This is a genomic window from Aestuariimicrobium sp. Y1814 (assembly GCF_050113895.1).
Classification (GTDB): Bacteria; Actinomycetota; Actinomycetes; order Propionibacteriales; family Propionibacteriaceae; genus Aestuariimicrobium.
Genome location: NZ_JBNJRW010000007.1, coordinates 89,408 through 110,440 on the forward strand (window position 1 = coordinate 89,408; position 21,033 = coordinate 110,440).

A 21,033-nucleotide genomic window follows, 5' to 3' on the forward strand; every position below is an offset into this window, starting at 1 on the left:
CTCAGTCGCGGCCGAGTTTCAGGTACACCTCGATGACGTCACCGAGGTGCAGGTCCTCCGCCGTGCGCACCGCGTCCTTGAGGGGGATGTAGTAGGTGCCCTGTTTGCGCCACAGAGCGGTGTACCAGGTGGTGTCGCCGACGGTGATGGTGGCCGGGATCATGCCCCAGCCGTAGGACAGGTGGGTCTCCTCGAAGACCTCCTCGGCCGCATCCAGCGGCAGCACCACGAAGTGGAAGGGCGCCGGGCCGCGCCACTCGATGACCTCCCCCGTGAACCGGAAGTCGATCGGGTCGAGGGCCTCGAACTCGCCGATGTCCTCACGAGGAGGTTGTTCACCAGTTGGCTTCACCGGCTTCCCTTCATCCGCGGGCTCTGGCAGGCACCCCTGGCGGGAAGACATGCGAGCCCTTGCTGGCCAAACCCGTCGCGCGCCCTTGCAGGACCACCCGGATCACTAGCCTGACTTCTAGGCACGGATCCCCCCACTACCAAGCCTACCGCTCACCCCCGCGCTAGGATGAGTCATGGGAAATGACTCACCAAGGCCAGACTGGGGAAGAGGACGCGAGCAGGATCCACAGAAGTGTCAGAGGCTCGTGCCATGATGCCAATGTCCCTCCCCCAACAGAACAGGAACGCGTGATGACAACGACTCTCCGACGTCCGCCCATGAAACTCCGGTCCCGCACCAAGGCCCGCGCAGGGATAGCAGTTCTGAAGAGCGAGGCGAAGGAACAGCGCAAGGCGAGGCAAATGGCAATCAGGGTTCTCGTGAGCCCGACAACCGGAGATCAGGCGCCGATTATTTCCGATCGCCTCCCAGGAACTGGATACCAGAAGAATCGTGAGTGATAGACTCAGGGACGGAACCGTCCGCCTTAAGGCCATCTCCGATTGGAATCGAGAAGCTTGGCGAACGGACGCACAGATCGACGTTGATCGAATCCTCTACTCACCGGAGTTTCGCAGACTCTCCGGAGTCACGCAGGTTGTTCCACCCGAGGACGACTACCATTTTCACGATCGCCTGAGCCATTCGATCAAAGTGGCGCAGGTCGCCTCAACTTTAGCGCGCATGCTGGTGCTCAACGCCGAGAAGGATGACGCATTTTCGCAAGTGGCACTGGACGATTGGGTAGACCCGGACCATTGTTACGCAGCAGCATTGGCACACGACATCGGGCACCCGCCATTCGGGCACGCCGGCGAAGAGGCCCTTCAAGGTCTCCTTGATTCCATCCGCGACATCGAGTTTTGGGAGCCTGACGAGGCTGATCACCCGGGCTCCACGCCGGCGATGTCGGACGGCCACCGGCTCGCCGATCGGTCATTTGAGGGGAACGCGCAATCCACGCGGGTCGTAAGCCGCTTGAGTTTTCGAGGCGACGAATTTAATGTCGGTCTCAATTTGACGTTGCGAACCCTGGCCGGCATCGCCAAGTACCCTTGGCTCAAAGGTGGCCACCCTGTGAGTTTGTCAAAACTGGCCAACAAATGGAGCTTCTACCCAGAGGAGAGCTACATTCTTGAGCGCCTCGTTGAGCAGGGATTTGTCCTGGCGGTCGCCGACGACGAGGGTACCACCGTGAAGGTCCACCGCTGGGTCGAGACAGAGATCATGGACTGGGCAGATGACATTAGCTACGCGGTGCACGACATCGACGACTTCTATCGCGCCCGGCTAATCCCACTCGGGCAGATCATGCTGGCACTAGAACGCTGCCCACGAGACCTCCGAAACACCGAGAAGGGTTGGTCCAAGACCGACTTTAAATTTGTCGATGACTCTGAAATTCAAGAAGCTTTGCAGTATATCAGCGCAAAGCTTAAGGCATTCCAGGAACGCTCGAGCGTCGACTCACGTACTCACGTGATGGACGAGGAATTCGACGCAGCATTCTCACAGCTTCTCAAGTTCGCGCCGGTCTTGAAGCGGACATCCAACTTCAACGGGACCGAAGAGGCGCTCGGTGATCTTCGCAGGTTCTCGAGCCAAGTCATCAGATATCTATCTAGCGCAGCCACGTTGGGGTTTGACCCAAACACGGGGCGCGTGCAGCTGTACATCAAGCCTGAAGCTGTCCTCGTTGCAGAGTTTTTCAAGGGAATCAACAGCTACTTTGTCATCGACAGCGTAAATCTTGCCGCCATGCAGGAAGGCCAAGAAACCAAGCTGCACTCGCTCTTTTTTGGCCTGTTCAACTTGGCTTCGAAATGGTTGACGAAACTGGCAGATGGGAAAGCAAGTGGACGGCTCCCCGCCCGCCTCCGCTCCAACTTCAAAGCGCAAATTGATGGCGTTGAGAACCCGGACGAGGGAATGATGGCAATAGCCGTGCTTGACTATATTGCGAGCTTGCGAGACGGACAGGCTGCGCACCTCGCCGCCCAATTGGATGGCTCGCTTGAAATGCCTACGGTTGCTAGCGCTTGGCTCAACAGCTGAGAATTGAGGTGAGCACAACCTCCAACCAAGCACCGGATTCCGAGGCGGTCCTCCGGATCGCCTGAGGGCCATCTCAGCGGCCGCTGATCTCGCCCAGCAGAACCGCGAACTCGACAGGCTTGCTGTACATCGGCCAGTGCCCCGAGTCGATGTCGGCGAAGTCGAGGGCGTGGGCCTTCTCGAACTCGGGCAACTGGCCCGAGGCGATCCACTCCCGGGCGTCCTCGACGCTGAACTCGGGGCAGACCAGGGTGACGGGCACGTCGTAGCGGCGCTCGTCCGACAAGTGCACCACCGCGTGGGTGACCCCCGAGGACACCGGGGCCATGTGGGAGTCCATGAGCGCGCGGGCCGCCTCGTCCATGTCGTCGGAGTCGGGCCCCGCGAAGGCCTCCCAGCCGGGCCAGTGCACCAGGCCGTCGACCGGGTCGAGCGCATCGAAGTAGGTCCCGCCGTCGTCCACGGGGAAACCACCGACCATGACCACCCGGCTGACCGCGTCCGGCCGGGCATCGGCGGCGACCCAGCCCAGCGAGCAGGCGGCGGAGTGGGCGACGATGACCACCGGCTCGTCGACGGCGTCCACGGCGGCGATGACGGCCCCGGCCTGGGCGGCGAACGACTCCCCGGGGAGCGCTGGGGTGACCACGTCGTGGCCGAGGCGCTCCAGTTCCGGGGCCACCCGGCCCCACGCGCGTTCGTCGAGCCACATTCCGGCGATCAGGATCATGGTCATGCTGACAGCCTAGGCTGGGACGGTGCACATCGCCGACAGTCACGACGTGATCAAGGTTCGCGGGGCGAGGGTCAACAACCTTCGTGACGTCGACCTCGACCTGCCCAAACGACGGATGATCGTCTTCACCGGGGTCTCCGGCTCGGGCAAGTCGTCCCTGGTGTTCGGGACGATCGCCGCCGAGGCCCAGCGGATGATCAACGAAACCTACTCGGCCTTCGTCCAGTCGTTCATGGGCAGCCAGGCCCGTCCCGACGTGGACGTGCTCGAGAACCTGTCGGCGGCGATCGTGGTCGACCAGGAACGCCTGGGCAACAACCCCCGCTCGACGGTGGGCACCGCCACCGATGCCTACTCGATGCTGCGGCTGCTGTTCAGTCGGTTGTCCGAGCCGCACGTCGGGCCTTCCACCGCCTTCTCGTTCAACATCGCCACCTCCAGCGGCCACGGTGCCCAGACCGTGCAGAAGGGCTCGGCCCAGGCCAAGCGGGTGGAGTACAAGACGCTGGGCGGCATGTGCCCCCACTGCGACGGCATGGGCCGGGTCAGCGAGATCGACCTCGACCAGGTGCTGGACGAGTCGAAGTCGCTCAACGAGGGTGCGATCCTGGCGCCGAACTTCTCCACCGGCACCTGGTACTGGGTCTATTACGGCGAGTCCGACAAGCTCGACCCGGACAAGAAGATCAAGGACTACACCAAGAAGGAACGCGACTACTTCCTGTGGTCCGACCCGGTCAAGGTCACCCTGCGCACCGGCATCAAGACCACCTACGAGGGGCTGATCCCGAAGATCCGACGGGTCTTCTTCGACCGCGACACCGAGATCAAGCAGCCCCACATCGCCGCCTTCGTCGAGCGGGCCGGGCGCTTCCAGGACTGCCCCGAATGCGGCGGTACCCGGCTCAACGAAACCGCCCGCACGGCGAGGGTCCACGGACGAACACTGCCCGAGGTGTCCGGGCTGCAGGTCAACGAGCTGGTCGACTGGGTGGCCGGGCTGACCGAAGCCTCGGTGGCGCCGGTCGTGGCCACCCTGCAGGGCATCCTGCAGGCCATGATCGACGTCGGCCTGGGCTACCTGTCGCTCGACCGTGAGGCCGGCACCCTGTCGGGCGGTGAGGCGCAGCGGGTGAAGATGATCCGCCACCTGGGCAGCTCGCTGAGCGATGTCACCTATGTCTTCGACGAACCCACCGTCGGGCTGCACCCGCACGACGTGACCCGGATGAACCAGCTACTGCTGGCGCTGCGCGACAAGGGCAACTCGGTGCTGGTGGTCGAGCACAAGCCGGAGGTGATGGCGGTGGCCGACCAGCTGGTCGACCTCGGCCCCGGCGCCGGTGCCGACGGTGGGCAGGTGACCTTCGTCGGCGACCTGGCCGGGTTGCGGGCCTCCGACACGCTCACCGGGCGCTACCTCGACCTGCGGGTCACGCTGCGTGACCAGCCCCGCACACCGAGCGGCGCCCATGAGGTCCGCGGGGCCTCGAGCCACAACCTGCGCAACATCGACGTCGACATCCCCACCGGGGTGCTGGTGGCGATCACCGGTGTGGCCGGGTCGGGCAAGTCGTCCCTGGTGCACGGGTCGCTGGCCGGCCGCGAGGGGGTACTGGTGGTCGACCAGTCGGCCATCAAGGGGTCACGGCGATCGAACCCGGCCACCTACACCGGGCTGCTCGACCCGATCCGCTCGGAGTTCGCGAAGGCCAACGGGGTCAAGCCGGCCCTGTTCAGCCCCAACTCCGAGGGTGGCTGCCCGGCCTGCAACGGGCAGGGGGTCATCTACACCGATCTGGCCATGATGGCCGGGGTGACCACCCCCTGCGAGGAGTGCGAGGGCCGGCGGTTCAAGCCCGAGGTGCTGCAGTACCGGCTGCACGACCTGAGCATCGCCGACGTGCTGGAACTGTCGGTCTCCGGCGCCCAGGACGTGTTCACGGCGACCAAGCCGAAGAAGATCATCGACCGGCTGGTCGACGTGGGGCTCGGCTACCTGAAGCTCGGCCAGCCGCTGACCACCCTGTCGGGCGGTGAGCGGCAACGGTTGAAGCTGGCCGCCTCGATGGGGCCGAGCGCCGGCACCTACATCCTGGACGAGCCCACCAGCGGCCTGCACCTGGCCGACACCGAACGGCTGGTGGCGATGCTGCACCGGCTGGTCGACCAGGGCCACTCGACGATCGTGATCGAGCACAACCTGGCGGTGATCGCCCAGGCCGACTGGATCATCGACATCGGCCCGGGAGCAGGTCACGACGGTGGGCAGGTCGTCTTCGAGGGCACCCCCCAGCAGATGGTCGACTCCTCGGACACACTGACCGCGCAGCACCTGCGGGACTGGGTGTCCTGAGCTGTCCTGACCCCCGATTTGCACGGTGTGCAATGAATGCATAGTGTGCAACTTGTGACCAGCACCACCCCCAGCCGGCGGGACCGCCAGAAGGCGGACACCCGGCGCGCCCTCACCCGGGCGGCGGTCGACCTGTCCTACGAGGTCGGTTTCGATGCGGTCACCGCCGATGCGGTGGCCGAACGCGCGGGGGTCTCGAGGCGCACCTTCTTCAACTACTTCCCCAGCCTCGAGGAGTGCATCACCGACCCCCTGCAGCAGGCGCTCGAGGACGCCCTCGTCCTCGTCGAGGACTCCCCCGCCGAGGTGCCCATCATGACGTTGGCCACCCACGCATTCAGCGAGGTCTTCAGCCCCGCCACGACGCCCTACCTGGTGCGGGTGATGCTGCTGGTGCGCGCGAGCCAGCGCCTGACCCGCAGCCACTTGGCCCAGTGGCGCCTGATCGCCGACCCCGTCACTGCAGCGCTCATGCGCCGCACGCCCGATGCCGACCCGCTGTGGGCGATCACGCTGGCGAGCTCGGTACTCGGGGTGGCCGAGGCTGCCATCGAGAACTGGCTCTCGTCGCTGCCCGTCGACGACATCACTTCGGACGACGCGGCTCTCGCGGCCGCGTCCGCCTCACTGCGCGAGACCGTCGCGCGCTCGTTCGGCTACCTCGCCGAGGGCTTGTCACGCCCGCCGTCACACTGAACCACCTTCCCAACCACTCCAGGAGCACATCCATGGCCCGACTCCTCCAACGCCTCGGCGCGTCCAGCGCCCGGCGTCCCTGGCTCGTCATCCTCATCTGGGTGCTGATCGTCGCCGGTGCCACCGGTGGCGCACTCGCGCTGCAGAAGCCCACCACCACCGAGTTCAGCATCCCCGGTGCCGAGTTTCAGGCGGTGCTCGACGACCTGGAGCAGAACTTCCCCGACGCCGCCGGCGGCACCACCCCGGTCGTCTTCCAGACCTCCGACGGCCAGCCGTTCACCGATGCCCAGCGGGCTGCGATCGCCGCGACGATCGAGAAGTTCACCACCGTCAGCGGGGTCAAGGACGCGGTGGACCCGTTCGTGGCACAGGCCACGCTCGACGGGATCGGCCCCGACGGCAAGCCGATCCAGCCTTCCAGCCCCGAACAGGCGCAGTTCCTGATGCGGCAGGCTGCGGTCATCAACGGGCTGCGCTTCGTCTCGTCCGATGGCACCACCGCGATCACCCAGGTGCGCTGGGACCTGCCGGCGCAGAACGTGCCGCTGGAGGAGCGCGAGCAGCTGCAGGAGGTGGGCAACCAGCTCACCAGCCAGGGCATCACGGTCGAGTACTCCAAGGACATCACCCAGGACGTGGCCAGCATCATCGGCCCCGGTGAGGTGATCGGTGTGATCATCGCCGGCATCGTCCTGCTCGTGATGCTGGGCAGCCTGGTGGCTGCCGGGCTGCCGCTGCTCACCGCCCTGGTCGGCGTGGGTGTCGGCATCGCCGGCACGCTGGCCGCCAGCCACTGGGTCGACATGCAGTCGATCACCCCGGCGCTGGGCCTGATGCTCGGCCTGGCCGTGGGCATCGACTACGCGCTGTTCATCCTGAACCGCCACCGCATCCAGCTGCTGCAGGGCATGGAGCTGCGCGCCTCGGTCGGGCGCGCCGTCGGCACCGCCGGCAATGCGGTGCTGTTCGCGGGCCTCACGGTAATCATCGCCCTGGCCGCGCTGACCCTGACCGGCATCCCCTTCCTGGGCATCATGGGCCTGGCGGCTGCCGGCACCGTGCTCGCGGCCGTGCTGGTCTCGCTCACCCTGACCCCGGCCATCCTGTCGCTGATCGCCCACCGGGTGATCGGCCGCAAGACCTGGACCAAGCACGGGTTCACCGCCCAGGGCGAGCCCACCGACACCAGCCTGCACCTGACCGACCACGACGAGCCCACCGAGCCCCGCGGCTGGATCCGCACCGTCACCCGCCACCCCATCGTCACCACCGTGGTGTGCCTGCTGGTGCTCGGTGTCATGTCGATCCCGGTCGCCGGCATGCGCCTCGGCCTGCCCGACGGCGCCTCGGAGCCCGCCGACTCGACCGGGTACCGCAGCTACCAGATCACCGCCGACAAGTTCGGTGCCGGCATGAACGGCCCCATTGTCGCCGTCGGCAAGCTGCCCGAGGGCCTCAACGAGCAGCAGCTGGCCGGGGTGCAGCTCGAGACCAGTGAGCAGCTCAAGGCGATCGAGGGCGTGCAGCACGTGGTGCCGATCGGCATCTCGGACGACGGTCGCACCGCGGCCTGGCAGGTCGTGCCGACCGACGGCCCCAACTCGCAGTCGACGGTCGACCTCGTGCACACGATCCGCGACGATGCGTCCGCCATCAAGGAGGCGACCGGTGTCGACGTGGGCATCACCGGCCAGACCGTGGCCAACATCGACATCTCGCAGACCCTGGCCGATGCGCTGCCGGTGTACTTGGTCGTCGTGGTGGGCCTGTCGCTGGTGCTGTTGCTGCTGGTCTTCCGCTCGATCCTGGTGCCGCTGATCGCGACCGCCGGCTTCCTGCTGTCGATCGGCGCCTCGATGGGGGCGGTCGTGCAGGTCTACCAGCACGGCTGGCTCGGGTCGCTGTTCGGCGTCACCCAGCCCGCTGCCCTGCTGAGCTTCCTGCCGACCATCCTGATCGGTGTGCTGTTCGGCCTGGCCATGGACTACCAGATGTTCCTGGTCTCAGGCATGCGTGAGGCGCACGCCCACGGCCAGGACGCCCGCACCGCGGTGATCACCGGCTTCCGCCACGGGCGCCGGGTGGTCACGGCCGCCGCGTTGATCATGGCCGCCGTGTTCGCGGGCTTCATCCACGCCGAGCTGGCGATGATTCGTCCGATCGGCTTCGGCCTGGCCATCGGTGTGCTGATCGACGCCTTCGTGGTGCGGATGACGCTGACCCCGGCCCTGATGCACCTGCTGGGTGAGAAGGCCTGGTGGCTGCCGAAGTGGCTGGACAAGATCCTGCCCAATGTCGACGTCGAGGGCGCCAGCCTGGCCAAGCAGGACGCCCCCGCGGCCTCGGAGGCCTGACCAGGCCGTCCGCCCCGCGCCTCGTCCGAGTTTGCGCAGGTTTCTGACCGGACCCATCCCTGCCAGCAGGGATTCCGGGCAGGAACCTGCGCATCGGCGGTTCAGGGGAGCTTGGCGAGTTCGCTTTCGAGCAGTTCGGTCTCGGAGGTCTGGCCGTTGTACATCTTGGTGGCCAGGTCCTTGACGAAGTCGGTGTCGGCCAGCTCGGAACCGGCCTTGGCCATCTCGATGCCCGCCTTGTGGTGGGTGATCATCAGGGTCAGGAACAGCCGCTCGGCCTCGGTCCCGGTGGCATCGCGCAGCTGCTGCATCTGTTCCGGGCTGGCCATGCCGTCCATCAGGCCGTTGTCCTGGATCATCGGACGAGTGCTGGCACCGCTGCCGTGGTCGTGGCCACCGGCCATCATCCACTGCATGGGCTCACCGTCACGGGTCAGGCGCCAGTCCCAGACCCGCAGCATGCCTTCCATCTGGCCCATCTGGTTGCCCTGGCTGGTGGCGATGTCGTAGGCGATGGCCCGCAGGGTGGGGTTCTCCGACTTCTCCCGGAAGATCAGCGACATCTCCACGGCCTGGGAGTGGTGCTCGTACATGTCACGCAGGAAGCCGACATCGGCGGAGTCCTCCGCGGGGGGTGCATTGCGCGCCAGCCCTGCGGCGTAGCCGCCGAAGCCCGCCAGCACCAGGGCCAGCACCGAGACGATCACCAGGGGCACCAGCCAAGGGCGTCGTCCGTTGGGCTGGGCCTCGACCGTCTCGCCCTCGACGGTGTCAAGCTCAGGATTCTCGCTCATCTCAGGCCACCTCACTGGTGCCACCGCTGCAGGCAGCGCCGGGCTCGGGGGTCTGCGGACCCTGCTTGTACTCCCGGATGAACGCGGTGATCTTGGTGTCGTCAACGCTGTCGAGCTTCAGCTGGTGGCCCCAGGCGCTCAGCGCGATCGGCGAACCCATGTCTTCGGTGTAGGGCGACATCAGCATGAACGGCACGTTCTCGGCGTAGGCCTTCAGCCGGTCAACCTGGTCAGCCGGCAGGGACGGGCTGTAGGTGATCCACACCGCCCCGTGCTCGAGGGAATGGACCGCATGCATGTTCTTCAGCGGGTCGGAGTACACGCCGCAGTTCTGCCACACGCCGTGGTGGTCGCCACCGACCGGCGGGGTCTGCTCGTAGACGACCTCGGTCTCGACGTGGTTGGCGCTCAACCCCTCGTAGACCTGCACCTCACCGAGCGCGGCATCGAGGGTGCCGCTGCGCGACACACCGGCCCAGACCACACCACCGATCAGCGCCAGGGCCAGGACTGCCGCAACCACCCACAGGATCGACGAGCTGCGGCGATCAGCCTTCTTTGCCTCACGCTGCATCTGCGCCAGCTTGGCGGCACGGCTCGAGGCGGGGGTCGACGTCTTCTTGGACGCGGACGTGCGTCGCTTGTTGCTCATCGGTTCCTTCCTGCCGGACGGGTCCGGTCCGGGGGTCGTCTGCCTGTCTGAACGAGCGGGGAAACGGTTTCGTTCCCCCACCCATGATCCATCATCCCTGATTGGTCAAACATTCAACAATTTCGGACGAGACGAAAGCACCCACGGACCACTCGAAAGTGACAGTCTGGAGGTGTTGGTTGACCCCACTCATGAAGGAACTTGAGATGGACACGCACACCCCTGACACCGACGCCCACAGCCCCTACGCCCCCCACATCCTGTTCGTCTGCGTGAAGAACGCCGGCAAGTCGCAGATGGCCGCCGCCCTGCTGCGCCAGCTGCTGCACGACCGGGTGAATGCCACCTCGGCCGGCACCGTCCCGGGCACCGTGATCAATGCCCTCTCGGCCGAGGCGGTCGCCGAGATCGGCGCCTCGATGGAGGGCCATGCGCCCCAGCGGCTCACCGACGACATGCTGCGCGAGGCCGATCGTGTGATCGTGCTGGGCGAGGACCCCCAGGTGATCCCGGTCGAGGGCATGAAGCACCCGATCGAGCGCTGGAAAGTCGCCGAACCCAGCGAGCACGGCATCGAGGGGCTCGAGCGGATGCGCCTGGTCCGCGACGACATCAACCGGCAGGTCCTCGCCCTGGCCATCGAGCTCAGCGGCCAGCCGGGCGAGCACACCGACATCATGCTGAACCTGGCCGACGACCTGGCCCGCCGCTACGAGGGCCGGTTGACCCGCGAACAGGTCCGCAAGGTGGTGCGCGACGTGCACGCCGAGATCCTGCCGATCTCCAAGGCACCTGCTTTCGTCCCGATCCTGGTCGAACGCCGCGCCGTCGCCGTCCTCGATGCCCAGGTCGAGGGCCGCGAACCGGAACTGACCGACCTGACCCACTAGCACGCCACCGTGCGCCAATCGTCGCGTCGACGTCGCGACCTGCTGCCCGGCGGAGCGGGCGGGCCGTTTACCCTGATCACATGTACCGGCACGTGTTCTGGGACCTCGGTGGCACCCTGGTCAACACCTATCCCCAGCTGGACGAAACCCTCGCCGGGGTTGTCCACAAACACGGGGGGCAGGTGACCACCGCCGAGGTGGCGACCTGGACCCGGCGCTCGACCGGGGCAGCCATCGATGAACTGGCGCGCCGGTTCGGCATCCCGGTCGGCGAGTTCGAGGCCGCCGAGGCCGCTCTCAAGGACCTGTGGCGGGCCTACCCGGCCCCGGCGATGCCGGGGGCCCGCGAGTTGATGGACGACATCGCCGCCGCCGGCGGGCTCAACCTGGTCGTCACCCACCGCGACCGGGACAGCGCGATGGCCCTCATCGGTGGCCTGGACCTACCGGTCGATGACCTGGTCTCAACCAGCGACGGCCACCCCCGCAAACCGGACCCGGCCATGTACTTGGCGATGCTGCAGGCCCACGACCTGTCCCCCGCCGACTGCCTGGGGGTGGGTGACCGGCCGATCGATGCCGAAGCTGCCCATGCAGCCGGCATCGATGCGGCGGTCCTCGAGTCGGCAGCCGCCCCGGTGGACGACGACGCCGAGCACTCGGTCGAGACCCTCGACCAGTTGCGGCCCCTGCTCGGGCTCAGGCAGCCGGAATCGTGAAGGTGCCCTTGAACTCGGCCAGGGTCTTGTCCTGGCCGATGACCTTGGCCTCGTTGCGGGTGTAGGTGCCCTCGTAGGTGTCGAGCTTCTCGTCCTCGTCGAGCAGGTAGGCGATCCAGCCGGTGGCCTCGCCCTCGCGGCGCGGGGCGTCCAGGACGGGCTTGCCGTCGGCGGCCATGTCGTCCTCGACCTTCGAGTTGTAGCGCTCCTCGCTGCCATCGGCCTTGCTCAGGCGGAAGTTGCCGGGAGCGACCAGGCCACCGAAGTCACCGCTGGGGACGATCTTGACCTGCAGCAGCACCAGCTCGGCACCGTCGGCGATCTTGTCGGCCACGCTCGGGTACGACGCGCCGCGGATGGCCGAGATGACGGTGATCGTGTCCCCGACCTCGGTGTCCTTGAGCAACTTGTTGATCGGGACCTCCTTGGCCTGGCTTGGGGCCTGGGACTTGTCGTCCTCGGACAGGGTGGCCGAAGGCTCCGAGGTCTCGCTCGCCGTGGTCTGGGCAGTGGACTGGGCGCTAGTGGCCTCCGCAGCGGTGGTCTCGGTGGCGGTGGTGGGCGGCGCCTCAGTGGTGGTCTCGTCCTGTCCACAGGCGCTCAGCAGGGCCAGGCTCGACAGCCCGATGGCGGCACTCATGGCACCTCGACGCGTCACGTTGCTTGTCATGGCCACTCCCAGTTCTCGTCGTCGTCCGGCAACCCCCGCGCTGGTCAGCGGGGTGTTGGCACGAGTGGGAACGTTACCGGGCGCGGGGGTCACCCCGGTGGGGAGCGAGTTACACCCGTGTAGTTATCCACCTGTGGACAACCCCTGTGGACAACGTGTGAACAGCCCCCGATGCACGGCGTGGCGTCACGCCAGGAGTCAGTCGAAGGAGACCTCGCCGCGAGCTACTCTGCCCACTGCCTTGCCGGACATGCGATGATCAAGTTCTGCCAGGTGCAGGGCCTTGATCCACGACCCGCACCGTGACTGGATGAGGTTTGCGCCGGGTGCATCGGTGTCCCTGGCTGCCTCATACGACGCGACGGTGAGCGGCCCGCGTGACATTTCTGCCACGCGCCTCAGAGCATCAAGACACTCCTGCTGGGTGACGATGTTCCGCGGCTCATCCTGCGGTGATATCGCCAGCACCTGCTCTGCCCACTCCCAGGAGCCGTCCGGCTCCGCGGCGTAGCGCAGCAGCTTCTTGGTGCGCAGCTTCATCTCGTTCCACGTGCCCAGCCGGATCCTCAGAGCCGCCAGCGAGGGAAGATCCTTGTCGCGTGCGTAGTCGTCGTAGGCCTGCGCCGAGTAGGAGGGCAGGTCGTCACGGAAAAACTCCAGCAACGACGCCCACATTGTTTCTTCGGACACCTGCGGACGCAGGCCGCCCCGGTCCTTGAGCAGGTGGCTGAGGCCGGCCAGCACCAACGCCGTGTTCCAACTGCCGAACCTGATCTGGATGGTTTGCTTTCCTGGCAGCCCACGCTGTGTGGCCCAGGCGGTGAAGTCGTCGCCGATGGGTCGCGATGTCTGGTGTCCCCACTCGGACAATGCGGCCAGCAGGTCTTCGTCACTGGTACGGCCCCCGCCCTCGTAGGGCCTGACCTCATGGACGGCCAGACGGTGCTCCAAAGCGGCACGCACGGTCGCTTCATCGGTGTCCCACCACTCAGCGATTTCCTGGACGTCCAACTCGGGGTAGGTCAGCGAGGTGCCGTAGATCCGGCGGTTCAACCGCCGCGCACGCCGTTCCTGCTGTTCCTTTTGGAGCTTTCGCAACTCACGGGTCTCAACGCCCTTTGCTTGGGCGATCTGGCGAATGCGTTCTCTCGACACCCGATACAAGTCACCGAGGGCTTGCAGGGTAAGACCCGCGTGCATGCCGCTGACGATGATGTCGTCTCGATGGTCGCCTCGTTGGTGCCCCGTGAGGGAGGTGAACCAGTCCAGCCACTCCTGCTCGTCCAGGTCTTGCGGGGTTGCGAAATGTTCGGGGGCGGGAGCAACGTCGATCGACGGCGCTTGTTCAACGTCATCCTGACTCAGACCAAACGTCGGCGCGATCCCCACCCAGTCCTCATTCAGCAAGGGTCGCCTCGAGTCGGCATAGCAGCCTCAACCGTGCCGGGGCGTCCGGGTTCACCTGCTCGACGGTGACGCGGACAGTGCCAGCCCCACGCAGCCGGTGGACATCGTTGACCAGCCAATCCGGAATCCAACCCAGTGGCTTGCCCTCGGCATCCAGAATGATGGCGCGGTCGTTGTAGGGGTTGGTGGGTTCATCCCGCGGCTGGAGTTCGGTGCCTGGCCTGAGGAATCGCGCGATGTCTTCACCTTGAGTCTGGTGCTGGATACCGGAGACGAAGAAACGACCGGACGCCACTCCCTGATCGGGACTGAAGTCTTCGACCAGATGGAAGGTGTCAGTGGCGCGGCCTCCGCCGGTACGCGCCAATACTTCGATCGGCGGGGCCTGATCGCCGAGTCCCAGCCATGCAAGGTACTGGCCGTAGGACTCCCTCTGCCTGGACATCACCCGGTTCGCAAAGAACGCTGGCAAACCGTCGGAGGCGTAGGCGTGATGGACGTCTGGGAACTGGATGAGTGGCGAGAATCCTTCGATCTGGTCTGCATCAGTGACGTAGCTGAAGGCATAGCTCTTGTCCTTCAACCAGTCAAAGTTGCCCACGTGGTGGTAGCCGCGAGTCAGCGGATGCTTCCAGATCAGCCGCAGACGGCGAACGCTTCTCTGCGACCGCAGCCTACTGGGGGCGACGTGCAAACTCATCGAGCAACCTCCTCCTGTTCGTCTCCACAATCCTGACCGAGAACCTACGGTGCGCCTCTGACATTATGTGCAATGGCATTGCCTCAACCGCTTCGCCGAACGTTTCCAACGATACGTCCTCGAGTCGTTCCATGAGATCGAGGCTGGCTGAGGGGCCTGCCGCGCGGAGTGCGTCGACCGCCACAGAGACAAGCGTGGGACGCGCTGGCATGTGCTGACTCTTGCCGCGCCTCACCCAGCTCGCGAGACGGGCTTCATCGGTCAGCAACGCAACGACATGCGCCTCGGGCTCCGCGAACCCCAGCGCGTTGCCGTGGTCGAATGAAGGTGCCAGCCGTCCAGGCCCGTCCACCGAGAGTTTCACGGCCCAGTTCGTGTGGTGCCTGTCCCGTCCAGCGACCAGCGCATCAAGCATCAGGTAGCCAGCTAGCTCATCGAAAGCTGTCCGGCGGTCGTCGCCACCTCGATAACCCGAGAGCCCTTGGCGAATGTTCGGCAACGTGTACTGGCTGTTCAGCCGAAGCTTCGCGGAGTCATACCCCTCAACTGCCACTGCCATCAACTCATTGCCGTGGGCCAGGGACTCTCCGTCGTCGAGGATGTTGCGTACCAGCACCCCGCGTCCGCCGACGCGCTCTGCCAATGCCACGCACGCGGAACGGATTCCGAGCAGCTGGGCGAGAACGTGGACCAGACCTTCGGCCCAGTCCTCACCTCGAATCAGGCCACCCTCGTCGCGCACTTGTTTGAAGAGCCAGAGCGTGGCCTGATCTTCACCCTCCCCAAGAGCCTCGAACCACAGCTTCTCTTTCTTGCCCATCTCCTCCGGCTGGTGCCGGCCAGGAAGCTGTTGTCATGCACCCGGACGAACGACGACTCGTCGGCACCGGCCAGGGTGACACCGGTGGTCCGGTGCGCCTCGTCACACAGGATCAGGTCGAACTCACCGGCCCCCAGTTGCTGTGCCCGGGACACCACATCGATGGACTGGTAGGTGGAGAACACCACGCTGAGCCCCGCCGACCGACGTGCGGTAATCAGGCGATCGTGGAGTTCCTGGGAGTCGGTGGTTGCGGGCAGCGGCACGTCATGGGGGCTGATGTCCTCGGCTGCGCGGGACGCCTTGGAGTCCGAACAGACCACGAACGCCCGCAGGTCGAGATGGGTCTGGGCAGTCCACTCCCGCAGCGTCTGGGCCACCAGCTGGATCGAGGGGGCCAGGAACAGCACCCGCAGCGACCCGCCGTTGGTGGCGGCCATCTGCTCGGCCAGCTTCAACGAGGTGAACGTCTTGCCGGTGCCGCACGCCGAGATCCACTGCCCCCGGTCGCGGGCCTGCAGACCGGCCCGGATCGCGGCGATGGCCTCGTCCTGGTGGGGGCGTGTGGAGTACTTGCGCGCACGCTCCAGGCGGACCACCAACTGCTTGGGGTCGGCCAAGGACCAGTCGATGGGCGATTCGGCGATGTCGGCCAGACCGATGCGTTGCACCGGGATGCCCTGGTCGTCCAGCGCGCTCTCAGCGTGCTTCGACCACTTGTCGGTGGTCGAGATGATCACCCTGTTGGTGAACCCTACGCCGTTCCAACTGCGGCCCGAGGCGGTGAAGAACGAGTCGATGTCCTGCTTCTGCAGCGAGTGGGTGGGTGCGTAGAACTTGCACTGGATCGCCGTCCAGTCGCCGGTCTCACGGTCCTGGGCGACCAGGTCGATGCCGACGTCGGGGGAGGTTCCCCGGTGAGTCCAGTCGCCCCAGCGCGCCACGTTCGTGTAGCGGGAGGCCAGCGTGGGGTCAAGGGTGAAGTACTTGACCATCAGTTCCTCGAAGCGGGTGCCGCGCTCGGACTGGGAGCGGGCGGCGTCGAACGCCTCGATCACGTCATGGACCGTCGTCACTGGGTGGCTCCTGAGGGGTGGGGTCTTGGGCTCACCATAGTGCCGACCCGGTCACGCGCGGCGGGGCAGCCGCAGGACGAACGTGGCGCCCATCCCCCTGCCGGCACTGGTCGCCGTGAGCGAACCACCATGGGCTTCGGCCAGTGCTCGGGCCACCGTCAGCCCGATGCCCGAGCCGCCCTGGTCGGCCTCACGGGCGGCGTCCCCGCGATAGAAACGTTCGAAGACATGGTGCAATTGCTCGGCGGTGATGCCCTGACCGGTGTCGGCCACGGTGATCGTCACCGAGTCCGGGGAAGCCGCACCCGCCACGGTCACCGATCCACCGGGCGGTGTGTGCCGCAGCGCATTGGCCAGCAGGTTGCCCAGGATCTGCGCCACCCGCTGCGGGTCGGCGCGCACCATCGCCTCCTCAGCGGTGCCAGTCAGCTGGACCCCCTTGGCCGCGTAGGCCTGCTGTACCTGGCCCACTGAGGCTGCGACCAGGTCCGGCAAGCGGTGGTCGCCCACCTCCAGGAGCATGCGTCCCTCTTCGGCCCGGGACACCTCGTCGAGGTCGCGGGAGAGTCTGGTCAGCCGCTCGGCCTGTTGCTCCAGAATGATGCGCGTCTGCTCGTCCCAGGCGATGACACCGTCGGCGAGGCCCTCCAGATGCGCGTTCAGCGTGGCGATCGGTGTGCGCATCTCGTGCGCGAGGTCGGAGAGCAGGCGACGCCGGGTGGTCTCGACATTCCCCAGCCGGTCGGACATCACGTTGAACGACTCCCCCAGCAAGACCAACTCCGGTCCGCCACGGGCATCGGTGACCCGCGTGCTGTAATCGCCGCGGGCGATCCGTCCGGCGGCTTCGGTCAGGCGTTGCACCGGCTGCCCGATCCGCTTGGTCAGGAACCACACGACGACCAGGGCGCATCCGAGGGCCACCAGTAGGCCCGCCCCGAGCGCAATGGTGCTCGCGTCGGTGAAGGCCCGCTCCATGTGGAGGATTTCGACCGAGTGCTCCGGGAAACCGGCCTGCACCAGGTGGTCGTGGAACAGGGGCGGCCCCACGATCGCCGCGACCAGTCCAGCGGTGACCACGATGGCCAGCAGGACGATGGCCTGGGCCACGAACAGTCGAGTACCGAGGCGCCACGAGGTCATCCCAACCGGCGACATCTCAGCCCTTGCCCATCCGGTAGCCGACTCCCCGGATCGTGGTGAGGTAGCGCGGTTCGTTCGGGTCCTCGTGCAGCTTCTTGCGCAGGTTGGCGACGTGGACGTCCACCACGTGTTCGTCCCCGACCCAGGCGGGGTCCCACACCACATCGATAATTTGGCGTCTGCTCAGCGCCTGCCTGGGCTGGGAGGAGACCACGTCGAGGATGTCGAATTCGGTGCGGGTGAGGGTGACCGGGGCCGAGCCCAGCCAGACCTCTCGCCCGGCCGGGTCAATGCGAAGGTCGCCGAAGACCCGCTCCCCCTCGATGGAGTCGGGGACGGCGGGTCGGCGTGGACGTCGCAGCACGGCCTGGACGCGCGCCACCAGCTCGCGGTTGCTGAAGGGCTTGGTCAGGTAGTCGTCGGCGCCCACTGACAGCCCCACCAGCCGATCAACCTCGTCACCGCGCGCGGTGAGCATCAGGATGTAGCAGTCCGAGAAGGTGCGGATGCGCCGGCAGACCTCGATACCGTCCAGTTCTGGCAGGCCAAGGTCGAGGATGATGACGTCGGGACCCTCCTCACGGGCACGGGCGACGGCCTCCAGCCCGTTGTGCACGGTGCTGACGCGGTGACCCGCCCGCTCCAGGTAGGACGCCACCACCCCGGCGAGGGCTCGCTCGTCTTCCACGACCATCACGGTGGTGGTCGCCGAACCATCGGTCATCATGCTGGCCAGTATGGCTCTTCCGTCCGGCCGTCGAGCGTGCGGACCAGCGGCGGCACTGCTTCTTGACCCAACCTGAACCGGCCCGAGACGGGATGTGCCTGCCGGCTCGGGGATGGTGGGACACAGGACGGGACCGTGGAGGGGAGGCCCAGGTGCACTGGACCATGTGGCTGTTGATGATGCTCGGAACCCTCAGCTTCTGGGTGGTCATCACACTCGGCATCGTTGCCCTGTTCAGCGCTGCCCCCACCAGTCGCGACGATCAACCTGGCAACTCGCAGCGGGACGGTTCTTGACCACATCCTGACACGCTCGACACCGCATCCGGACGAGTGTGACGCAGGCTCGAAATCTTGTAGACGACCCCCATGAAAGGCCACCATGACCCGCATAGCCCGCCGCACCGCCCTCTTCGGAGGCCTCGGGATCGGCGCCGCAATTCTGGCAGCCTGCAGCGACACCACCACCTCCGCCAGCTCCAGCGTCGCCGTGTCGACACCGTCGCCCACCCCGGGCCAACGAGTCGTCGAGCAGAGTCTCGTTGCCCGGCCAGTGAGCCTCGACCTGGGCGGCCCGACCGTGCCGACCTGGGCGTACGGCGACTCTGCTCCAGGGCCCGTCGTGCGCGCCACTGCGGGTGACTTCCTGCGCGTGACCCTGGACAACCAACTACCGGCGGACACCTCGATCCACTGGCACGGCATCCGGTTGAACAACCGCGCCGATGGTGTGCCCGGAATGACGCAGGACCCGATCGCCACCGGACAGAAGTACGTCTACGAATTCACCGCCCCCGACCCGGGCACGTACTTCTTCCATCCGCACGTCGGCGTCCAGCTCGACCGCGGCCTGTACGCCCCACTGGTGATCGACGACCCGGCCGAACCCGGCGCCTACGACGACGAGTGGATCCTGGTGCTGGACGACTGGGTTGACGGCACCGGAAGCACGCCGGACGATGTGCTCGCGAAGCTGATTGCCGACGGCGGACCAACCACCCGTGGCATGGGCGGGATGGACCACGACGGCCATGGGGGGCAAGGTGAACAACCGTGGGGTGACGCCGGTGACGTGACCTACCCCCACTTCCTCATCAATGGCAGGGTGCCCAGTGCGCCTCACGCCTTTGCGGGCAAGCCGGGCCAGCGCATCCGCCTGCGGATCATCAACGCCGCCTCGGACACCATCTTTACCGTGGCTCTGGGTGGTCACCGGATGACCATCACCCACACCGATGGCTTCGCGGTCGTCCCGCAGGAGGTGGGCGCGTTCTACATCGGCATGGGCGAGCGTTACGACGCGGTCGTGACCCTGGGTGATGGGGTGTTCCCGCTGGTCGCGCGACCGTTCGGCAAGACGTCGGGTGGGCAGGCGATGGCGCTGGTCAAGACCGGCTCCGGCGCCGCTCCTGCCGCGGATGTGTCCCCGTCCGAACTTGCGGGTCAGGTGCTGACCGGGTCGGAACTGAAGCCACACGAGTCGTCCACCCTGCCCAGCCGCGCGGTGGATGCCAAGGCCAACCTGACCCTGCAGGGTTCGATGAGGCCTTACCAGTGGGGCATCAACGGTGCCCGCTTCGGCGAGAACGAGCCGGTGACCGTCAAGGCCGGCGAACGCTTGCGGCTCGATGTCACGAACATGACGATGATGACCCATCCGCTGCACCTGCACGGCCATACGTTCGCCTTGCCGTCTGGCCTGCGGAAGGACACGGTTCTGCTCGCGCCGATGCAGTCGATGCCCATCGAATTGGACGCAGACAACGCTGGGTCCTGGGCCGTGCATTGTCACAACATCTACCACGCCGAGGCGGGCATGATGATCGCCTTGAACTACGTCGATTGAGGTCACGATTCTTGACGAATACCAGACCGTGACTACGCCAGACATCAATCCCCGGCCGACATCGTTGAAGTACTTCATCCGATCTGCCCGGGAGCAACCATGACCCACCACACGCACCAGCAGGACCACACCCAGCGGGACACCGACAGCTTCCCCGACGAGCGCGGTATGACCACCTCCTGGGGGCGACCCGACGCTGTCCCTGGCCCGAAGGGCCCCGCCACCCAGCACGCATCGCACGCCGGACACAAGTGGTGGATGCATCTGCTGATGTGTGCGCCGATGCTGGCGATCGTGGGGTACTTGCTGGTCACCGGCGCTGCTGGCGGGGGCGTCATCCTCTACGCCCTGGCGTGCATGGCCATGATGGCCGTGATGATGATGTTCATGAACCACTCCGGCCGCGCCGGCCAGGGCCACTGACTCATCCCGTCCCGCTGCCGCCGACATCGTGGTCGGCGGCAGCTTCTGCGGTGAAACGCCCATCCCGACATCGCGCCCCCCGGCGGCTGCTAGCATCGGGTCATGACGATGACAAAGACGCTGGGCGATGTCACTTCGCTCGAGGATCTGTCGGTGGCTGCGGCCTTCTTCCATGGACTGTCCGATCCGTCCCGACTGGCGATCCTCCAGCACCTGACGTTGGGCGAGCACAGGGTTCGTGATCTGACCGAGCACCTCGGGTTGGCGCAGTCGACGGTGAGTGCCCACCTGGCCTGCCTGCGTGAGTGCGGGCTGGTGGAGTCGCGGCCTGAAGGCCGCGCGTCGGTGTTCTCGCTGGTGGGGGCGCCGGAGTTGTTGGCTGTGCTGGCGGCCGTGGAGCGGCTGCTTGAGTCGACAGGGCAGGCGGTGGCGCTGTGTCCGAACTATGGCATCGGCACCACCACGAACCCCAGCCCGGAGCAGTTGAAGACACATCAGACGAAGGCTCGGCGGCGATGAGCGGACGCGACCTCGGAGCACCCGAGAACGTTGACAGCGCGTGCGGATGCGAAG

Annotated in this window: 21 protein-coding genes; 10 read left to right on the plus strand and 11 right to left on the minus strand. The window is 66.3% G+C overall.

The genetic code is table 11. The annotated features are described in order from the left end of the window. Nucleotide 1: 1 nt before the first annotated feature. On the minus strand, nucleotides 2-352 hold the full coding sequence (locus tag ACQE3C_RS09715; RefSeq protein ID WP_434538985.1) for a DUF1905 domain-containing protein: 351 nt from the start codon (nucleotides 350-352) through the stop codon (nucleotides 2-4). 495 nt (nucleotides 353-847) lie between these two features. Here ACQE3C_RS09715 and ACQE3C_RS09720 point away from each other — a divergent pair, with 495 nt between their 5' ends. Then, complete coding sequence (locus tag ACQE3C_RS09720; RefSeq protein WP_434538986.1) at nucleotides 848-2,449, plus strand: deoxyguanosinetriphosphate triphosphohydrolase family protein; 1,602 nt, start codon at nucleotides 848-850, stop codon at nucleotides 2,447-2,449. A gap of 73 nt (nucleotides 2,450-2,522) precedes the next feature. Here ACQE3C_RS09720 and ACQE3C_RS09725 read toward each other — a convergent pair whose 3' ends face one another. Then, nucleotides 2,523-3,185, minus strand: coding sequence for an alpha/beta fold hydrolase (locus ACQE3C_RS09725; protein ID WP_434538987.1), 663 nt, complete (start codon nucleotides 3,183-3,185; stop codon nucleotides 2,523-2,525). Nucleotides 3,186-3,207: 22 nt separating this feature from the next. Between ACQE3C_RS09725 and ACQE3C_RS09730 the strand changes: the two genes are divergently transcribed. From ACQE3C_RS09730 to ACQE3C_RS09740, 3 genes are read left to right on the plus strand one after another with little or no spacing between them, the layout of a single operon-like run. Next, nucleotides 3,208-5,541 (plus strand): excinuclease ABC subunit UvrA, encoded by a 2,334-nt coding sequence (locus ACQE3C_RS09730; protein ID WP_434538988.1) that lies wholly within the window; start codon nucleotides 3,208-3,210, stop codon nucleotides 5,539-5,541. Nucleotides 5,542-5,595: 54 nt separating this feature from the next. After that, on the plus strand, nucleotides 5,596-6,237 hold the full coding sequence (locus tag ACQE3C_RS09735; protein WP_434538989.1) for a TetR family transcriptional regulator: 642 nt from the start codon (nucleotides 5,596-5,598) through the stop codon (nucleotides 6,235-6,237). 32 nt (nucleotides 6,238-6,269) lie between these two features. Further along, nucleotides 6,270-8,594 carry an MMPL family transporter gene (locus ACQE3C_RS09740; RefSeq protein WP_434538990.1) on the plus strand — a complete coding sequence of 775 codons (2,325 nt, stop codon included), beginning with the start codon at nucleotides 6,270-6,272 and terminating at the stop codon, nucleotides 8,592-8,594. 101 nt (nucleotides 8,595-8,695) lie between these two features. Here ACQE3C_RS09740 and ACQE3C_RS09745 read toward each other — a convergent pair whose 3' ends face one another. After that, complete coding sequence (locus tag ACQE3C_RS09745) at nucleotides 8,696-9,388, minus strand: DUF305 domain-containing protein (protein ID WP_434538991.1); 693 nt, start codon at nucleotides 9,386-9,388, stop codon at nucleotides 8,696-8,698. Nucleotide 9,389: 1 nt separating this feature from the next. After that, nucleotides 9,390-10,040, minus strand: coding sequence for a DUF3105 domain-containing protein (locus ACQE3C_RS09750; RefSeq protein WP_434538992.1), 651 nt, complete (start codon nucleotides 10,038-10,040; stop codon nucleotides 9,390-9,392). Nucleotides 10,041-10,246: 206 nt separating this feature from the next. Between ACQE3C_RS09750 and ACQE3C_RS09755 the strand changes: the two genes are divergently transcribed. Both ACQE3C_RS09755 and ACQE3C_RS09760 read left to right on the plus strand, forming a co-directional pair. Then, complete coding sequence (locus ACQE3C_RS09755) at nucleotides 10,247-10,930, plus strand: low molecular weight phosphatase family protein (protein ID WP_434538993.1); 684 nt, start codon at nucleotides 10,247-10,249, stop codon at nucleotides 10,928-10,930. Between the two features lie 80 nt (nucleotides 10,931-11,010). Beyond that, nucleotides 11,011-11,649 (plus strand): HAD family hydrolase, encoded by a 639-nt coding sequence (locus ACQE3C_RS09760; RefSeq protein ID WP_434538994.1) that lies wholly within the window; start codon nucleotides 11,011-11,013, stop codon nucleotides 11,647-11,649. Here the strand turns inward: ACQE3C_RS09760 and ACQE3C_RS09765 are convergent. From ACQE3C_RS09765 to ACQE3C_RS09795, 7 genes are all read right to left on the minus strand, one after another. Beyond that, the gene (locus tag ACQE3C_RS09765; RefSeq protein WP_434538995.1) at nucleotides 11,630-12,289 is read right to left on the minus strand and encodes a transcriptional regulator; all 660 of its coding nucleotides are present in this window, start codon (nucleotides 12,287-12,289) and stop codon (nucleotides 11,630-11,632) included. The genes ACQE3C_RS09760 and ACQE3C_RS09765 overlap by 20 nt on opposite strands. Before the next feature lie 228 nt (nucleotides 12,290-12,517). Then, nucleotides 12,518-13,726 carry a homing endonuclease associated repeat-containing protein gene (locus ACQE3C_RS09770; protein WP_207473541.1) on the minus strand — a complete coding sequence of 403 codons (1,209 nt, stop codon included), beginning with the start codon at nucleotides 13,724-13,726 and terminating at the stop codon, nucleotides 12,518-12,520. Then, nucleotides 13,716-14,426: a hypothetical protein gene (locus ACQE3C_RS09775; RefSeq protein ID WP_434538996.1), complete on the minus strand. Its 711-nt coding sequence runs from the start codon at nucleotides 14,424-14,426 to the stop codon at nucleotides 13,716-13,718. Before ACQE3C_RS09775 ends, ACQE3C_RS09770 begins: the two co-directional genes overlap by 11 nt. Beyond that, nucleotides 14,401-15,246, minus strand: coding sequence for a hypothetical protein (locus ACQE3C_RS09780; protein WP_207473537.1), 846 nt, complete (start codon nucleotides 15,244-15,246; stop codon nucleotides 14,401-14,403). The genes ACQE3C_RS09775 and ACQE3C_RS09780 overlap by 26 nt, the downstream gene beginning before the upstream one ends. Continuing rightward, nucleotides 15,147-16,322: a DEAD/DEAH box helicase family protein gene (locus tag ACQE3C_RS09785; protein ID WP_434538997.1), complete on the minus strand. Its 1,176-nt coding sequence runs from the start codon at nucleotides 16,320-16,322 to the stop codon at nucleotides 15,147-15,149. Before ACQE3C_RS09785 ends, ACQE3C_RS09780 begins: the two co-directional genes overlap by 100 nt. Before the next feature lie 51 nt (nucleotides 16,323-16,373). Beyond that, nucleotides 16,374-17,465: a sensor histidine kinase gene (locus ACQE3C_RS09790; protein WP_434538998.1), complete on the minus strand. Its 1,092-nt coding sequence runs from the start codon at nucleotides 17,463-17,465 to the stop codon at nucleotides 16,374-16,376. A gap of 16 nt (nucleotides 17,466-17,481) precedes the next feature. Continuing rightward, nucleotides 17,482-18,192: a response regulator transcription factor gene (locus ACQE3C_RS09795; RefSeq protein WP_370590192.1), complete on the minus strand. Its 711-nt coding sequence runs from the start codon at nucleotides 18,190-18,192 to the stop codon at nucleotides 17,482-17,484. 152 nt (nucleotides 18,193-18,344) lie between these two features. Here ACQE3C_RS09795 and ACQE3C_RS09800 point away from each other — a divergent pair, with 152 nt between their 5' ends. The 4 genes from ACQE3C_RS09800 (at nucleotide 18,345) to ACQE3C_RS09815 (ending at nucleotide 20,979) form a co-directional block, all read left to right on the plus strand. After that, complete coding sequence (locus ACQE3C_RS09800) at nucleotides 18,345-18,488, plus strand: hypothetical protein (RefSeq protein ID WP_434538999.1); 144 nt, start codon at nucleotides 18,345-18,347, stop codon at nucleotides 18,486-18,488. Between the two features lie 85 nt (nucleotides 18,489-18,573). Next, on the plus strand, nucleotides 18,574-20,037 hold the full coding sequence (locus tag ACQE3C_RS09805) for a multicopper oxidase family protein (protein WP_434539000.1): 1,464 nt from the start codon (nucleotides 18,574-18,576) through the stop codon (nucleotides 20,035-20,037). A gap of 99 nt (nucleotides 20,038-20,136) precedes the next feature. Then, nucleotides 20,137-20,460: a hypothetical protein gene (locus tag ACQE3C_RS09810; RefSeq protein ID WP_434539001.1), complete on the plus strand. Its 324-nt coding sequence runs from the start codon at nucleotides 20,137-20,139 to the stop codon at nucleotides 20,458-20,460. A gap of 102 nt (nucleotides 20,461-20,562) precedes the next feature. Next, complete coding sequence (locus ACQE3C_RS09815) at nucleotides 20,563-20,979, plus strand: ArsR/SmtB family transcription factor (protein WP_434539002.1); 417 nt, start codon at nucleotides 20,563-20,565, stop codon at nucleotides 20,977-20,979. Nucleotides 20,980-21,033 lie beyond the last annotated feature (54 nt).

Bases quoted from the DNA above. Each gene is read 5' to 3' on its own strand.
- ACQE3C_RS09810 (WP_434539001.1), top strand. From the start codon at position 20,137: ATGACCCACCACACGCACCAGCAGGACCACACCCAGCGGGACACCGAC.
- ACQE3C_RS09815 (WP_434539002.1), top strand. From the start codon at position 20,563: ATGACGATGACAAAGACGCTGGGCGATGTCACTTCGCTCGAGGATCTG.
- ACQE3C_RS09750 (WP_434538992.1), bottom strand. From the start codon at position 10,040: ATGAGCAACAAGCGACGCACGTCCGCGTCCAAGAAGACGTCGACCCCC.
- ACQE3C_RS09805 (WP_434539000.1), top strand. From the start codon at position 18,574: ATGACCCGCATAGCCCGCCGCACCGCCCTCTTCGGAGGCCTCGGGATC.
- ACQE3C_RS09725 (WP_434538987.1), bottom strand. From the start codon at position 3,185: ATGACCATGATCCTGATCGCCGGAATGTGGCTCGACGAACGCGCGTGG.
- ACQE3C_RS09765 (WP_434538995.1), bottom strand. From the start codon at position 12,289: ATGAGTGCCGCCATCGGGCTGTCGAGCCTGGCCCTGCTGAGCGCCTGT.
- ACQE3C_RS09780 (WP_207473537.1), bottom strand. From the start codon at position 15,246: ATGGGCAAGAAAGAGAAGCTGTGGTTCGAGGCTCTTGGGGAGGGTGAA.
- ACQE3C_RS09760 (WP_434538994.1), top strand. From the start codon at position 11,011: ATGTACCGGCACGTGTTCTGGGACCTCGGTGGCACCCTGGTCAACACC.
- ACQE3C_RS09795 (WP_370590192.1), bottom strand. From the start codon at position 18,192: ATGATGACCGATGGTTCGGCGACCACCACCGTGATGGTCGTGGAAGAC.
- ACQE3C_RS09755 (WP_434538993.1), top strand. From the start codon at position 10,247: ATGGACACGCACACCCCTGACACCGACGCCCACAGCCCCTACGCCCCC.
- ACQE3C_RS09740 (WP_434538990.1), top strand. From the start codon at position 6,270: ATGGCCCGACTCCTCCAACGCCTCGGCGCGTCCAGCGCCCGGCGTCCC.
- ACQE3C_RS09745 (WP_434538991.1), bottom strand. From the start codon at position 9,388: ATGAGCGAGAATCCTGAGCTTGACACCGTCGAGGGCGAGACGGTCGAG.
- ACQE3C_RS09775 (WP_434538996.1), bottom strand. From the start codon at position 14,426: ATGAGTTTGCACGTCGCCCCCAGTAGGCTGCGGTCGCAGAGAAGCGTT.
- ACQE3C_RS09790 (WP_434538998.1), bottom strand. From the start codon at position 17,465: ATGACCTCGTGGCGCCTCGGTACTCGACTGTTCGTGGCCCAGGCCATC.